Annotated in this window: 11 protein-coding genes and 3 pseudogenes; 10 read left to right on the plus strand and 4 right to left on the minus strand. The window is 63.3% G+C overall.

Going from position 1 to position 14,439, the window contains the following annotated elements; genetic code table 11:
• The first annotated feature begins 104 nt into the window (after positions 1-104).
• From AC4AMJ_RS09480 to AC4AMJ_RS09525, 10 genes and pseudogenes are all read left to right on the plus strand, one after another.
• Positions 105-1,358: an acyl-CoA dehydrogenase family protein gene (locus AC4AMJ_RS09480; protein ID WP_489917908.1), complete on the plus strand. Its 1,254-nt coding sequence runs from the start codon at positions 105-107 to the stop codon at positions 1,356-1,358.
• A 29-nt stretch (positions 1,359-1,387) separates the two neighbouring features.
• Positions 1,388-1,882 (plus strand): flavin reductase, encoded by a 495-nt coding sequence (locus AC4AMJ_RS09485; protein ID WP_489917909.1) that lies wholly within the window; start codon positions 1,388-1,390, stop codon positions 1,880-1,882.
• Between the two features lie 38 nt (positions 1,883-1,920).
• Positions 1,921-2,691, plus strand: coding sequence for an alpha/beta fold hydrolase (locus AC4AMJ_RS09490; protein WP_489917910.1), 771 nt, complete (start codon positions 1,921-1,923; stop codon positions 2,689-2,691).
• A gap of 58 nt (positions 2,692-2,749) precedes the next feature.
• Positions 2,750-4,231, plus strand: coding sequence for an aldehyde dehydrogenase family protein (locus tag AC4AMJ_RS09495; protein WP_489917911.1), 1,482 nt, complete (start codon positions 2,750-2,752; stop codon positions 4,229-4,231).
• Positions 4,232-4,246: 15 nt separating this feature from the next.
• Complete coding sequence (locus AC4AMJ_RS09500) at positions 4,247-5,188, plus strand: amidohydrolase family protein (RefSeq protein ID WP_489917912.1); 942 nt, start codon at positions 4,247-4,249, stop codon at positions 5,186-5,188.
• Between the two features lie 68 nt (positions 5,189-5,256).
• Entirely contained in the window at positions 5,257-6,363 is a 1,107-nt protein-coding gene (locus AC4AMJ_RS09505; RefSeq protein ID WP_489917913.1) for an alcohol dehydrogenase catalytic domain-containing protein, read from the plus strand.
• A 53-nt stretch (positions 6,364-6,416) separates the two neighbouring features.
• Positions 6,417-6,950: a cupin domain-containing protein gene (locus tag AC4AMJ_RS09510; RefSeq protein WP_489917914.1), complete on the plus strand. Its 534-nt coding sequence runs from the start codon at positions 6,417-6,419 to the stop codon at positions 6,948-6,950.
• A gap of 96 nt (positions 6,951-7,046) precedes the next feature.
• A pseudogene (locus tag AC4AMJ_RS09515) lies at positions 7,047-7,379 on the plus strand (integrase core domain-containing protein); the annotation flags it as partial.
• The gene (locus AC4AMJ_RS09520) at positions 7,303-8,325 is read left to right on the plus strand and encodes a tyrosine-type recombinase/integrase (RefSeq protein ID WP_489917915.1); all 1,023 of its coding nucleotides are present in this window, start codon (positions 7,303-7,305) and stop codon (positions 8,323-8,325) included. The pseudogene AC4AMJ_RS09515 and the gene AC4AMJ_RS09520, both read left to right, overlap by 77 nt.
• Positions 8,325-10,151: a tyrosine-type recombinase/integrase gene (locus tag AC4AMJ_RS09525; protein ID WP_489917916.1), complete on the plus strand. Its 1,827-nt coding sequence runs from the start codon at positions 8,325-8,327 to the stop codon at positions 10,149-10,151. Before AC4AMJ_RS09520 ends, AC4AMJ_RS09525 begins: the two co-directional genes overlap by 1 nt.
• 95 nt (positions 10,152-10,246) lie before the next feature.
• On the opposite strand, the pseudogene AC4AMJ_RS09530 reads toward AC4AMJ_RS09525, so the two are convergent.
• The 4 genes and pseudogenes from AC4AMJ_RS09530 to AC4AMJ_RS09545 form a co-directional block, all read right to left on the minus strand.
• A pseudogene (locus AC4AMJ_RS09530) lies at positions 10,247-11,552 on the minus strand (IS256 family transposase).
• Positions 11,553-11,659: 107 nt separating this feature from the next.
• A pseudogene (locus AC4AMJ_RS09535) lies at positions 11,660-12,073 on the minus strand (SDR family NAD(P)-dependent oxidoreductase); the annotation flags it as partial.
• A 63-nt stretch (positions 12,074-12,136) separates the two neighbouring features.
• A complete protein-coding gene (locus AC4AMJ_RS09540) occupies positions 12,137-13,927 on the minus strand; it encodes a thiamine pyrophosphate-binding protein (RefSeq protein WP_489917917.1) in 1,791 nt (596 codons plus the stop codon).
• Complete coding sequence (locus AC4AMJ_RS09545) at positions 13,924-14,355, minus strand: acyl-CoA thioesterase (protein WP_489917918.1); 432 nt, start codon at positions 14,353-14,355, stop codon at positions 13,924-13,926. The genes AC4AMJ_RS09540 and AC4AMJ_RS09545 overlap by 4 nt, the downstream gene beginning before the upstream one ends.
• Between the last annotated feature and the right edge of the window lie 84 nt (positions 14,356-14,439).

Below are 14,439 nucleotides of genomic sequence, written 5' to 3' on the forward strand. Positions count from 1 at the left end.
ACAGCAATATTCGTCAAGATCTTGACGATGGGACTATAGAACGCCTAACTTATGCATTGTGATGGCGGTCACTACCGCCGTATGCTCCCGAGGAAAGGCACTACATGACAACCACCGACGTCCACACCAACTCCGATGCTCTGGGGCGGGCTGGACTCGGTCCGCGCGAGCAGTCCGGGGTAGGTGCGCAACGCGATGCCCTCGTCTCTCAGATGGGTGCGCTGATCCCCCAGCTGCGTGCAACCGGGCCGGACACCGATGCTCAGCGACGTCTGTCCGAGGACACCGTGCGCGCGCTGGAAGAGGCCGGCGCGTTCCGGCTCTGCTCGCCCGCCCAGTACGGCGGGTACGAGGGCGACATCCGCACCTACATGGACGTGATCTCGGAGGTTGGTCGCGGTTGCGGCTCCGCGGCATGGGTCACGTTCATCTCCAACACCGGGGCCTGGATCGCCGGCTACTTTTCCGAGCAAGCCCAGCGGGAGATCTTTGAAGGCAACCCGGACTCTCGGTTCATCGGTGTCCTTGCCCCCACGGCCAAGACCACTCGCGTCGACGGGGGTTACCGGATCACCGGACAGTGGGGTTATGCCTCGGGCAGCCTGCATGCCCACTGGGGCCTGCTGGCGACCCCTCTCGCACAGGCCGATGGCTCGCAGGAGCTGGGACTGGTCCTGGCCCCGATGAGCGAGATGACGATCGAGGACACCTGGTATTCCGCCGGAGTCCGGGGGTCTGGCAGCAACACGGTCATCGCGAAGGACGTCTTCGTTCCCGAGCACAGGGCGATGCCGTTGAGTGACCTCCTCAAATTCAATGCCGTGGGCGATGCCACTCGCTCGCTGCCTTATCGGCAAGCCTTCGCCGCCACCGCGGTGATCGCCGTGGCCGCACCGGTTCTGGGGATGGCGCGCGCCGCTCTGGACCTGACCCGAGAGCGGATGAACTCCGGCGGTAAGCGCATCGCCTATAGCTCCTACGTCGACACTCGCCAGGCCCCGGCGATGCAGCTGCAGATCGCCGAAGCTGCCAGTCTGATCGAGATCAGCGACACCATCGTCAAGACCTGGTGCGATCGGATCGTCGCTGCTGCCGAGGACAACCGGGAGCTGTCCACTGCTGAGCGCGCGCAGATGCGCGCCGAGCTCGGTGTCGCCATGCGCCACAGCCGCGACGGCGTCGATCTACTCATGTCGGTGCAGGGCGCGAGTGGCTTCATGGATGCCAACCCGATTCAGCGAGTGTGGCGAGACATCGAAACCGCTACACGTCACGGTCTGCTAACTCCAGAGGTCCCGATGGAAATCTACGGACGCACGCTGTTCGACGATTACCCGGCGCTGTCGGCGTTCGTGTGAGGGACACCATGCACTCAGAAGCATCCCCTGTGGAACATCCCACCCGTGAGAAGTTCCGCGACGCCATGGCCCGGATCGCCGCAGCGGTCAACGTCATCACCACCGACGGACCCGCGGGCCTCTCAGGCTTCACAGCAACAGCGGTATGCAGCGTCAGCGACACACCACCAACACTGCTGGTATGCCTCAACCGCAACGCCTCGGTGTATCCGACGTTCACCACGAACCAGAAGCTCTGCGTCAACACCTTGGCGGCCGGTCAAGAGGAGGTGGCTCTGCTCTTCGGCAAACGTGGCGTACCGATGGAGCACCGATTCACCGCCGAGTCCTGGGAGCACCAGGTCAGTGGCGCCCCGTCCCTGATAGGCGCAGTCGCACGCCTTGACTGCCAGATCGCCGACACGGTCCAGAGCGGCACTCACGACGTGCTGTTCTGCCACGTACTGGCCGCTGAGGTCGATCCAGGCGCCGAAAGTCTGGTCTACATCGATCGTCGCTTCCACGGAATCCCCCGCATCGCCTGACGCAGCGTGCGCCCAGGACACCACAAATAGGCATGGACATGATTGACTACGCACAATTCGGTTCCGGACCGACCAAGATCGTCGGGCTCCACGGATGGTTCGGCGACGAGACCACCTTCACACCCCTCGAGCGTTCCCTCGACCCAGCAGCCGTCCAGTCCGTCTGGACCGCTCACCGCGGATACGGACGCTCCCGAGACCTCACCGGCTCCTACACCATGGCCGAAATGGCCCAGGACGCACTGGATATCACTGATCATCTCGGCTGGGAATCCTTCAGTGTGATCGGGCACTCCATGGGAGGCAAGGCAGCCCAGCTGCTCGCTGCGCAAGCCCCGTCACGCGTGGACAAACTCGTCGTCATCGCCGGCGCACCAGCAAATCCAGTCCCCTTCGATCCAGACACTCGCGCACTGTTCGACGCCGTCGCCACAGACCCAGACAGCCGTCGAGCCGTCATCGATCACTCGACCGGGAACCGGCTCAGCAGTGTGTGGATCGACCACTTCGTCAACTCGTCCATCGAGCGCGTCAACCCCACAGCGCAGGCCGCCTACCTGAAGTCCTGGGCCGACGACGATCTCGTCGAGCTCGTCACCGGATGCGAGGTGGACACCCTCGTACTGGCCGGCTCGCTCGATCCCGTCATCACCCCGGAGGTGTGCGACTTCGTCTTCCGAGACCGATTCAGCAACTACCGCGTCGAGGCGCTGCCCAACAGTGGCCACTACCCCATGGAGGAGACGCCGCTGGCCGTGGGCGCAGCCGTGGCGACCTTCCTCAGTTCGCAACTGTCGCCGGCCACCTGAACCCGACTGACTCCGGCGCAAGCACCGCGCCACGCCACCCGCTCAAAGGAGCACCCAGATGTCCATCTTCACCGCAGCCCCCGGGCAACCCGAAACGTTCCAACAGTTCATCGGCGGCGCATGGGTCGACGCCATCGACGGCCAGACCGTCGAGGTGCACAACCCCTACGACGACACACTCATCGCCACCGTCCCCGCCAGCACCCGCAAAGACATGGAACGCGCCATCGCCGCGGCGGTGACGGCGCAGCCATCCTGGGCCGAACTCGCCCCGGCAGCCAAACAGCAGCTCTTCCTCCGCGCCGCTGACCTCCTCGAAGAACGCACCGCCGACATTGTTGAGGCCCTCGCCGTCGAGACCGGATCAGGGTTCGGCTTCGCTGCCTTCCAGATCGGATGGGTGAGCAACCTCCTGCGCCAAGCCGCCGGATGGGTGTACCTGCCCAACGGAGAAATGCTGCGCTCGGACTTCCCGCACACCCTGGCCTACGCCGAACGCAAACCGCTCGGCGTCGTCGCCAGCTTCACTCCCTGGAACGGCGCGCAGGTCCTGGCCTGGCGATCGGTCATCGCGCCCCTTGCAGCCGGCAACACCGTGGTGGTCAAGCCTTCCGAACTGGCTCCCGTCACCGCCGGCCTGGTCGTCGCCCAGGTCCTCGAACAAGCAGGCTTCCCGCCGGGAACGGTGAACGTGGTCACCCACGCCACCGACGCAGCCGCCGACGTAGCCGAAGAGCTCTACGCCAACCCCGCCGTCCGGTGCCTGTACTTCACCGGCTCCGCGCGCGTCGCGCGCATCATAGGCGCCAAGGCGGCGGCCTCCCTCAAGCGCAGCGTGCTGGAACTCGGCGGTTACAACCAGATCATCGTCACCGAAGACGCCGACCTTGATCACGCTGCGAAAACAGTCGCTTTCAGCGCCTTCTTCCATCAGGGACAGGTCTGCATGAACGCCCGCCGTGTACTCGTCCACGAGGCGGTCGCCACGGACTTCACCGCCAAGCTCACCGCCATCGCTGAGATGCTCCCGACCGGAGATCCGCGCGAGCAGACAACCGTCATCGGCCCCCTCATCACCGACTCTGCGCTCAACGGCGCCATCCACGCAGTCCAGGAGGCCATCGATGCCGGCGCCACCTTGATCACCGGAGGGACACACACCGGACGAGTGTTCACCCCGACGGTCCTGACCAACGTTCCCGACCACGCAGCCCTGTCGCACGAAGAGACCTTCGGGCCCATCGTCGTCGTCCGCCCCGTGTCCTCCGACGACGAAGCCATCGTACTGGTCAACGACAACTCCTACGGTCTCGCGTTCTCGGTACTGACCGGCAACGTCGGACGCGGCATGGCGATCGCAGGTCGAATCGACTCCGGCGCGGTGCACGTCAACGCCCCCACCATCAACGACGAACCCCAAGCCCCCAATGGCGGAGTTAAAGACTCCGGCTGGGGCCGATCAGGCCTCAACGGTCTCGACGAGTTCACCGAGATTCGTTGGATGACAGTCGAAACCGAGCAACGCCAGCTCCCCCTGTGAAGTGAGGTCATCCCGATGACACGAATCGACGTCCACCACCACGCCATTCCAGCGTTCTATCGCGAGCACCTCACGAAACAAGGAATCACAGCAGCGGGAATGGCCATCCCCGACTGGAGTGCCACCAGCGCCCTGGACATCATGGAAACCTATGGGGTCCAGACATCGATCCTCAGCGTCTCCACCCCCGGCGTCCATCTCGGCGACGATCGATCCGCCCGACACCTCGCACGCCGGGTCAATGACCATGTCGCCGACATCGTTCGAGACCACCCACAGCATTTTGGGCTCTTCGCCTCGGTGCCGATGCCCGACATTGAGGGATCTGTCGCTGAAATCGCCTATGCCTACGACGAACTCGACGCAGACGGAATCATCCTGCTCGCCAACGCCAACGGCACCTACGTCGGCGCCCCCCGCACAGAACCCGTCCTCGAGGCACTCGACGACCGGGCGGCCGTAGTGTTCCTGCACCCCTCGACACTTCCAGCCGCGCCGGTGCCCGGAGTGCCGCCCTACATCTGTGACTTCCTCCTCGACACCACGCGGGCAGCGGTGACCTTGTCCCGGCACGACTACATACGCCGCTATCCAAATATCAGGTTCATCCTCGCCCACGCCGGCGGATTCTTGCCCTACGCCGCACACCGCATCGCATTCACCAACGGACTCGACGGCAACGCGCGAGCACCTGAATACATCCTGGAAGACCTGCGCACCTTCTACTTCGACCTCGCGCAGTCCTCGACCAGCAGCACCGTCAAAGCGCTCCTCGATTTCACCTCCTCCGACAAGCTCGTGTTCGGTACGGACTTCCCACACGTCACCCACGCAGGCGTGCACTACTTCGCAGACCACTACGCACATGTCGACCTGACAAACGCCGACCGAGACGCCATCAGCCACGCAACCGCACGAGAACTCCTCCCTCGTCTCAAACCTCGAGTCACCGCGTGAAACCCCGCCCTACATCCACACCCACTCCGACCGCGCCCGACCGCGGTCAAGCACGGATAGGTACACCCATGACCACCACGATCAACGTCGCACGACTCATCGAAGCAGGCAAACCCCTGGAAGTCGGAGTCGCCGAAAAACCGGAACCCGGCCCGCGCGACGTGCTGGTCAAAGTCGCAGCCTGCGGCCTCGTCCCCAACTCCTACAACATCGTCAACGGACTCACACCCCTGGGCCTGCCGCCGCTGCCAGCAGTCTTCGGGCTCGACGTCTCCGGAACAATCGAGGCCGTCGGCGAACACGTCATCGGGTTTGCCCCCGGGGACCGCGTATACGTCGATCCCTTCATGACCTGCGAAAACTGCCACGACTGCCGACGTGGTCGCCGAGACATGTGCGCGAGTGCCTGCCTGCGCGGCTACATGTATGCAACTCCCAACGGCGCCGAACTCATCAAGCAGTACCCGCTCGGAGGGCTCTCAGAGTACGTCCTCTCACCCGACCGGCGTATCGCCAAACTACCCGAGTCCATTGACTTCTACACCGCAGCCCGATTCGGCTACATCGGCACAACGTTCGCCGCACTGCGCAAGGGAGGCCTGGGTCCGGGGCAGACACTGCTCATCAACGGAGTGACCGGCACCCTGGGTGTGGCCGCCGTCGCCATCGCCCTCGGAATGGGCGCAACGAAAATCCTGGGAATCGGCCGAAACCGCGAGATCCTCGACCAGGTCAAGAAGCTCGGCGCATCTGGTCGTGTGGAGACCATCTCGTCCGAAGACGATGTCGATCTCGTCGAGTGGGTCAAGAGTCACACCGACGGCCGCGGCACCGACATGATGTATGACTGCCTGGGCGTGGGCGGAGACATCAACGGAACAAACGAACTGCTCCGCGCACTGAAAGTCGGAGGCCGCGCGGTCCTCGTCGCCGCCGGTGTCGTCGGACCCGTCCAACAGGAGTACTTCGAGATCCTGCTCCGCGACGTCCACGCGGTGGGCTCCCAGTGGTTCAACGAGGACGATCTCGACCAGATGGTTTCCATGATCGGTAGCGGCGTCATCGACTTGACGTTCCTTGAGCACCGTACGTTCTCGCTGGAAGAAGTGAATGATGCCTTCGATGCCGTCGGATCCCGTCTGGGCGGGTTCGTGAACGTCGTCGTAACCCCCTGACCCCACGACACGATCACGCGAACCAAATCACCTACGGCAAAAGGAACTACACAATGACCGCGGTAAGACGAGTCGTCACGGGCAAGCGCGACGGAAAATCCGTTGTCCTCAGCGACGGCCCCGCTCCCAACGAACACACCTACGACTCCACCCCAGGCATGATCGCATCGATCCTCTGGGCTGCAGAACCAGTACCCAATCCAGCCGTCGAAGAGACTGCACCAGTCGGTGTCAGCGCCATCCCCGACCCCGGACACTCACGCTTCATCGTCGTCGAGTTCCCACCCGACGCCGTCATGGCCGACCCCAGCTTCGACTTCCAGAAGGCGATCGGCGAACAGCTCGAGCACCTCCCCAACTTCGTCGAGACCTTCGAACCGAGCAACCCCGGCATTCACACCACACCAACCGTCGACTACGCGATCGTGCTCACCGGCACCATCTGGCTCGAGCTAGACGAAGGCTCGCGCACGCAGCTCGAGGCAGGCGACGTAGTCGTTCAACAACGAACACGTCACGCATGGCGCAACCTCGGCTCCGAGCCGGCGCGCCTCGGCTTCGTCATGATCGGAACCGACCGCAGCTGAACAGCACTCATACATCCAGACACGAATCGCTGATGCCGCAGTGAGCTGTGTTCTCTTCGCGCGGCGATGGTGCGTTGCGCGCCAGCGTTCGCTGCCTATTCCGACCGACTGATCGAGTTGGGAATCACACCGTCAGTAGGGACCGTCGGGGACTCCTACGACAACGCGCTAGCCGAAAGCGTGAACTCGGCCTACAAGACCGAGCTGATCCGCCAGCGTGGTCCCTGGCGCACCGTGGAGCACGTCGAATTGGCCACCCTCGAATACGAGTGGTGGTCACGATATGCAGGTGATCTCGGCGTGTCTGCTGGTGATAGTTCCAGGGCAGGCGGACCCTCGACTCGGGAGGTGCGTGGTGTTCGATCCCTGTCTGGTGCGCGGCGCAAGTACCGGCGGCCGAATGGTGTCACTCGGGCACGAGTTGGTTGACGACTATCTCGAACTGGTTGCCACGCGGGCGCGACCGAACACAGTCCTGGCGACCGCCTACGACCTGAAGGTGTTCTTCGAGGTCGTCGACCGAGAACCCGAGAAGGTCAGCGTCGATGACGTGCTCGATTTCCTCAAGCAGCAGCGTCAGCCGCGTCGGGGTGCGACGGTCGTGCGCATCGAGGACGGCGAGCAGGGGTTGTCGGCGCGCACCATCAAGCGCCGGTTGTCCAGCATCGCCGGGCTCTACGAGTATCTGCGAATCCTTGGTGTCGTGACGGCGAATCCCGTGCCGCGAGGACTCGCGACTCGGAGTCCGGGCCGGGCAGTGCGGGGAGTTCCGTTGATCCGGGCGCCGCGGACGTTGCCGAGGGTGCTCGATCCCGCGCAAGCCGATGCATTCGTCGCGGCATTGCGCACGGACCGTGACCGGGCGATGGTGGCCGCGATGCTGCTCGGCGGTCTGCGGCGCTGCGAAGTCCTCGGACTTGGGTTGAACGATCTCAATCCTGGTGAAAGACGGGTGTTTATCGCCGAAGGAAAGGGCGGGCATCAGCGGATCGTGCCGATCTCGACACGCTTCTTCACCGCGGTCACCGACTATCTGAATCGGGAGCGTCCACAGGATACGGCCACCGATCGCCTGTTCGTCGTGCTCAAGGGTCCCCGTCGCGGGCAACCACTCACCGCCGCCGGGCTCGACGAGATCATCGCCGGCGCGCGGCGCCGTGCAGGCATCGAGCAGCTGACGTGCCATCAGTTGCGGCACACCTGCTTTACCCGGCTACGCGAGGCCGGGATGGCGTTGGAAGCCATCCAGTCCCAGGCTGGCCACCGCTCGATCGAGTCGACTCGGATCTACCTACACCTGGCCAACGACTGGCTCGCCAGCGAGTACCGACGAGCGATGGAAGCCATTGATGCCCAGGACCTTTCGGAGCAATGATGGCCGCGGCCGCCGAGTTGTCCGGCAACGACGCACACATCGTCGCCAGCTACCTCGCGGCGATGCGCGCGGCAGGACTCAAGACTGGGCGCTCCACGACACAGGCAGCCGAAACCTGCCAGAGGCGAGTGAGTCGCGCCGGCGGCTGGCACTGCTTGACCTCGCCGCAGCGGCTCGAGGTCGTCGGGAAAGCGCGCTCATTCGCGTCCTGGCTGATGGTCACCGGGCAGCTGCGTGCCGATGCCGAGTTGATCAGCTCGCTGAATCTGCATCTGGGATACGCCGCACGTTCCCACTGCCCGCAGGACTACCGCTGGTTTCTCGAGGCGTGCGAGACAGTCGAGATCAGCGGCTCGCGGATCACCGGCCAGTGGAATCTACTGGCCAAGATCTCCGCGATGACCGCGACTCCTCCTGCCGCAGTGAGTGATACAGAGTTCTTCCCGGCTCGCGAAGCGCTCCTGGCGAGCTACCGGATGCGGGGGCTGCCCGAGGCCGGCCGCAACCTCGCGGGCATGTTCAACCAGCTCCAGCTGACCCTGTTCCATGCCGAGAGACTGTCCACCTGGCGGCGCCCGTCGAACCATCAGCCAGTCGCGACGACCGGCTGGGCGACGATCACACACGGTTACGCGACCACCGCTCGCCGCTACATCGAGCAGGTCACCCTGAGCCTGCGACCCAATACGGTCACCGGCATCGAACACGACCTGCGGCGCTTCGGTTCGTGGTTGACCGACACCCACCCACAGATCGCGAATTGCTCTGAGCTGCAACGAGTTCACATCGAGGAGTTCAAGAAGTGGCTGTCCACCACACCCACCCCACGTACCGGGAAACCGTTGAACCGGGTCAGCATCAAGAACGCTCTGATCAACCTGCATTGCTTCTTCGACCGGATCACCGACTGGGACTACCCGAACGCACCGGTGCGTCCGCTGGTCTTCATCGGGGACCTACCGATCATCGACAAGCCATTGCCCAGATTCCTTGACGACGGGGCCGCCACCAAACTTCTCCGCGCCGCCCGCGCAGATACCGACCCCCTGTCCCGTCTGATTGTCGAGTTACTCGCCCGCACCGGCATCCGCATCGGCGAACTACTCGGACTGACCACCGATGCCGTGGTCCAGATCGGTACAGCCTTCTGGCTACGAATTCCGTTGGGCAAGATGCACAATGACCGCTACATACCGCTGCATCCCCAGCTCAAAGAACTCCTCGACGACTGGATCGACAACCATCGTCCCGCCGGCATCCGCACCAGCCGGCTGCTCGTCGAGAACCACCGCCCGATCACCAGCCACCGAGTGACGGCCGCGCTCGACCGGCACGCCGAAGCCGCCGGGATCGGACATGTCACCGCTCACCAACTGCGCCACACCCTCGCGACCCAGGCCATCAACCGGGGCATGTCGCTCGACGCCATCGCCGCTCTGCTCGGCCACAAAACGCTCGCCATGACCATGGTCTACGCCCGCATCGCCGACAGGACCGTGGCCGAGCAGTACTTCTCCGTCACCGAAAAGGTCGAAGCACTCTACGACCAGCCGCCACACCTTCCCGACACCGACGAAGGCTCCGAGATGCGCAAGCTCCGCGCCGAAATGCACCGCCGCATGCTCGGCAACGGATATTGTGCCCGGCCCGTCGACATGGACTGCCACTTCGAATCGATCTGCGAATCCTGCAGCTTCTTCGTCACCACCATCGAGTTCCGTCCCACCCTGCAAGCCCAACGCGACGACGCCGCACAAAAGGGCCAAGTTGGCCGAGCCAAGGTCTTCGACGGACTCCTCGAACGACTCGACACCGACGTCTCATGACCGGCTCTTGACGCCGATCACCCACATAAGTACAACTGCGACCGTCTGCACTCCAGCATCGGACTGCTCCCGCCCAACGAGTACGAGCACGACCACTACGCTGCCCTCAACACCGAGGTCCAGCCCACCACCGAGGCGGCACAAAACCTAGGGTGATTCAGCTCGATCAGCGGGTCGGTGATGGTCTCCGTTGTTGTGGAGGTGTCGGTGGTCAGGGTCAGTCGGCATCGGTTGAGGACTTCGAGGCCGAGGTATCGGCGGCCTTCGGCCCATTCGTCGGTCTGCTCGGCCGGGACTGCGCCGATGAGCCGGATGATGGCGTCGCGGTTGGGGAAGATGCCCACAATGTCTGTGCGGCGGCGGATTTCGCGGTTGAGGCGTTCGGTGGGGTTGTTGGACCAGATCTGTCGCCACACGTCATCGGGAAAGCCGGTGAAGGCCAACAGATCCTCGTGGGCATCACCGAGTTGCTCGGCAACCTGTGGGAGTTTGCCCTCGGTGTATTCCAGGAGACGGTCGAACTGCTCGTGCACCGCGGTGGCGGTGGGCTGGTCATAGACGCTGTGCAGCATCGCTTTGACCGCCGGCCACATGGACTTGGGGCACGCGGCCATCAGGTTTGTTGCGTAGTGGGTGCGGCACCGTTGCCACGCTGCGCCCGGCAGGGTCGCCGCGATCGCCTCGATGAGCCCGGCGTGGGCATCGGAGGTCACCAGACGTACCCCGCCCAGGCCGCGGGCGACCAGGACGGCGAAGAAGGTGTTCCAGGAGGCTTTGGTTTGGCTGGTGGCCACTTGCATGCCGAGTACTTCGCGGTGGCTGTCGCCGTTGACGCCGGTGGCAGCAGGACAACGGCGTTGACGACCTGCTTATTCTCACGGACCTTGATCGTCAGGGCGTCGGCGGTGACGAAGGTGAACGGTCCGACCTCGTCGAGTCGGCGATGGCGGAATGCTTTGACCTGCTCGTCGAGATCAGTGGCCATGCGCGAGACCTGCGACTTCGACAGTGCATCGATGCCGAGGGTCTTGACCAGCTTGTCCATCCGCCGGGTGGACACCCCGGCAAGGTAGCAGTCGGCCACCACGGTGATCAGTGCGGATTCGGCTCGTTTGCGGCGTTCGAGGAGCCATTCGGGCAAGTAGCTGCCCGAACGTAGTTTGGGGACCGCGATATCGATGGTCCCGACACGGGTATCGAGTGGTCGGTGGCGGTAGCCGTTGCGGTGGTTGGTGCGCACAGCCCAGCACTGGTTCCATTCGGCTCCGCACACCGCGTCGGCATCGGCGAGAGCAGGACGTTGATCATGGTTTGCAGCAGCTCACGCATCAGATCTGGTGACGCTTCGGCCAGGGCTTGGCCACGAAGGCCTGCAGGGTCGACAATGTGGAGTGCGGTCATCGCGATGACTCCTCGAGGATTCTGTGGAAGGTTGACTCGAAGGATCACGCGGTGGCCGCTCTATCTATGTGAGCGACACGGGCTCGGTAACGAACTCGGCCACCGAGTTACACCACTCTGTGGGGCACTATGAGCATGACCGGGCTCACTGCTTTGCAACTATAAATCGTGGAGTTCAGGTTACGCGCGATCACCAGATCCAAGACGTTGTCCTCGACAACGGATGCCCGCGTTTCATCATAGGTTCCCGAGCCGCCACCTGCGATGAACGCCGCTATGTCCATGCGGCTCCAGGCCCGCACCACTTCGCTCACCACCTCAGGCATGGCACTGGGATCTGTCAGATCCCGCTCGAACTCAAGCGCTTGACCGCCTCGCTGCTCAAGTTCTTCTGCGGTCGTGCGCGCGCCACCCTCGCTGAGCTCAGATTCGAATGCTTCGAATGATCGAAGGTCGATGTCCACCACGGCGACTGCTGCTCCAAGTGAGGCAAGTCGCAGTGCGCGAGTCCTGCCGATCCCGCGCCTGCCCCCGTTACGATAGCGTGCTGACCCGTGAGCATTCCCTCTGACCTACTCACACTGTCACTCGGATCTCTTGGCCGGGACCGCGTAGGTGTCCGTGGTGTGCAGGCTGGACATCACATCCTGGTAGCGATCACCACGTGAGGTCGACGCAACGATGACGGACACCGCGTCCGACTCAACCGCACGGACAACAGCGCGCCTGAAACTGTCGCCATCAGACGTCGCAGTAGCCTCGCAACCCATCGATCGTGCAATGGCAGCAAAATCGAAGGACGAAAAGACCGAAGCGATCGGCCGGTCGCGTTGCCCGTGGTTCACCCAGCCCAGGATCTGATTGTCGAGCACAATGATCAGCATCTTTGCTTGGAGCTCGACAGCGGATAGCACGCCGTGCAACGACATCGCGAATCCGCCGTCCCCGCACGTCGCCACCGCAAGCCGGCCGTCACCTTGCAGAGCGGCCGCAAGCGCGGCAGGAATCGCGTAGCCCATGCCGCCGCCGCCGTTGGGTTGTAACACGGTGCCGCCTGCTTTCGACTGAAAGTCACGCAGTACGTACAACCGGTTCTCTCCTGCATCACACGTCACAACCGACCGGCTCGGTAGTTCCTCCGACAGAATGCGCACTGCATCACGTGCGCTGAATTCCTCAGGCGTCGAGGAGAATTCCCGATTGAAGTACGTGGATTGGCGTCTGAGCTCTTCCACGTGCGACGATCCGTCTGCGTTCCATGCGTCGAGCGCACCGCGGAGCAGCCGCAAAGTATCGGCTGCATCTCCGCGAACCGCGACGTCGACTGGAAATGTCCAACCGAGGTTGCACGGCTCAACGTCGATCTGAATCAGCGTCTGACGGTGCGGATCAATGAGGTCTTGGTGTTCGTTTGCCGTGTCCGTTGCGCCGAGCTTGGTACCGATTGCAAGGATGAGATCGGCGTCACCGACCCCTTGGTTAGCCGAGTCGTGGCCGAATGCGCCAATAACCCCCAGCGCCAGCGGGTCGTCTTCGGGATACGTTCCCTTACCGGCAGGAGTCGTAGCGACCGGGACATCGCACGCTGTCGCGAAGTCGTGCAGGAGAGCCTCTGCGGCGGACAATCGTATTCCGTTGCCCGCGATGATAACTGGTCGCTGTGACGCTCGGATTGCTTGGCACACCGCCTCGATCTCGCTGGTGGACACACGGTCGACCGCTGCATGAACCGATGACCTGCCGAAGTGACGAGGTGGTTGTGTTGCAGAATCGAGACTGTCAAACAGGGACCGCCCGGTAAACACCACCGCAACCGGGCCCGGCTCGCCAGACGTGGCGTGCTTGATGGCCAGTTGTGTCATCTGGTATGCCTGGCTGGGATCGTGAGCAACAAAGGTCTGTTTCGTTATCGCGTGCATCGCTGCTGGTAGGTCGACCGCTCCATAACCACCCAAGCCGGCCTGATAGGGACCCAGGTGCGAGAACGCACCTCCGTCGGTTGCGTCCATCAGGATGACCATCGGCGAGCTTCCGAGATGCGCCTCCATGATGCCGATGCCGGCGTTGCCCAGGATCCACGCGCCTTGGCCCATGACGATGGCCGGGCGATTGGTCAACCGGCCCTGCGCTTCCGCCATGACTGAACCCAAGGACTCCTGGCGAACAAGGTGCACGTCGACGGTGTCGCGATAATCGTAAAGGGCGTCGAAGACGTGCATGGTGTACCCGCCGGGCATTCCAAAGACCGTAGGTGTGTCCATCTCTGAGATGACCCGTGCTACTGCCTGCGCACCGGTGATGGGGCCACCGTGATCGACTCCGGTCGGCTCCGCCTGGGTGGCATGCTGGTGATCAACCTTGCTGAGGGGGGTCATCGCGCTCCTTCATCCGTCGGGGTATCAGCTTGAGCCATGACCGCCACCATGTGCTCCTGCGGGGTGTTATGTAGTCGTCTGTCTCGCAAGTTCATCAGTCCCAACACCGTTCGAACCGAGCACACCACGGTGCCCTGGTAGGAAATGACGGTGTTTGCGGTAAAGGACTTCCGCGCACCGAAGGCATACGACGTAGCACAGTCAACCGACGGCGCCTCACGCAGTTCACGCTGATAGTCGACCGTGAGGCTCAAGATGACCACTGCCATGTAATTCTGTACGAGCGCGGCCGGCGATGCACCCAGCGATGCGAGATGACGTGCGCGCGCCACCTCAGCCCACGTCAGGTAGGCAACGTGGTTGACGTGCCCGTTCATGTCCAAGTCGGAGAAGCGCACTTCAACTGTCGTTTGGTGTTCCCAAGTCATTCAAATCTCCCACCGGTAGCGATCGCCCGGCCAACAGTCGGCCCGTATTCGTCGAACATGACGCGCCGTGGTGTGTGCCGGGCC

The sequence above is a fragment of the Gordonia sp. LMA484 genome (assembly GCF_058129505.1).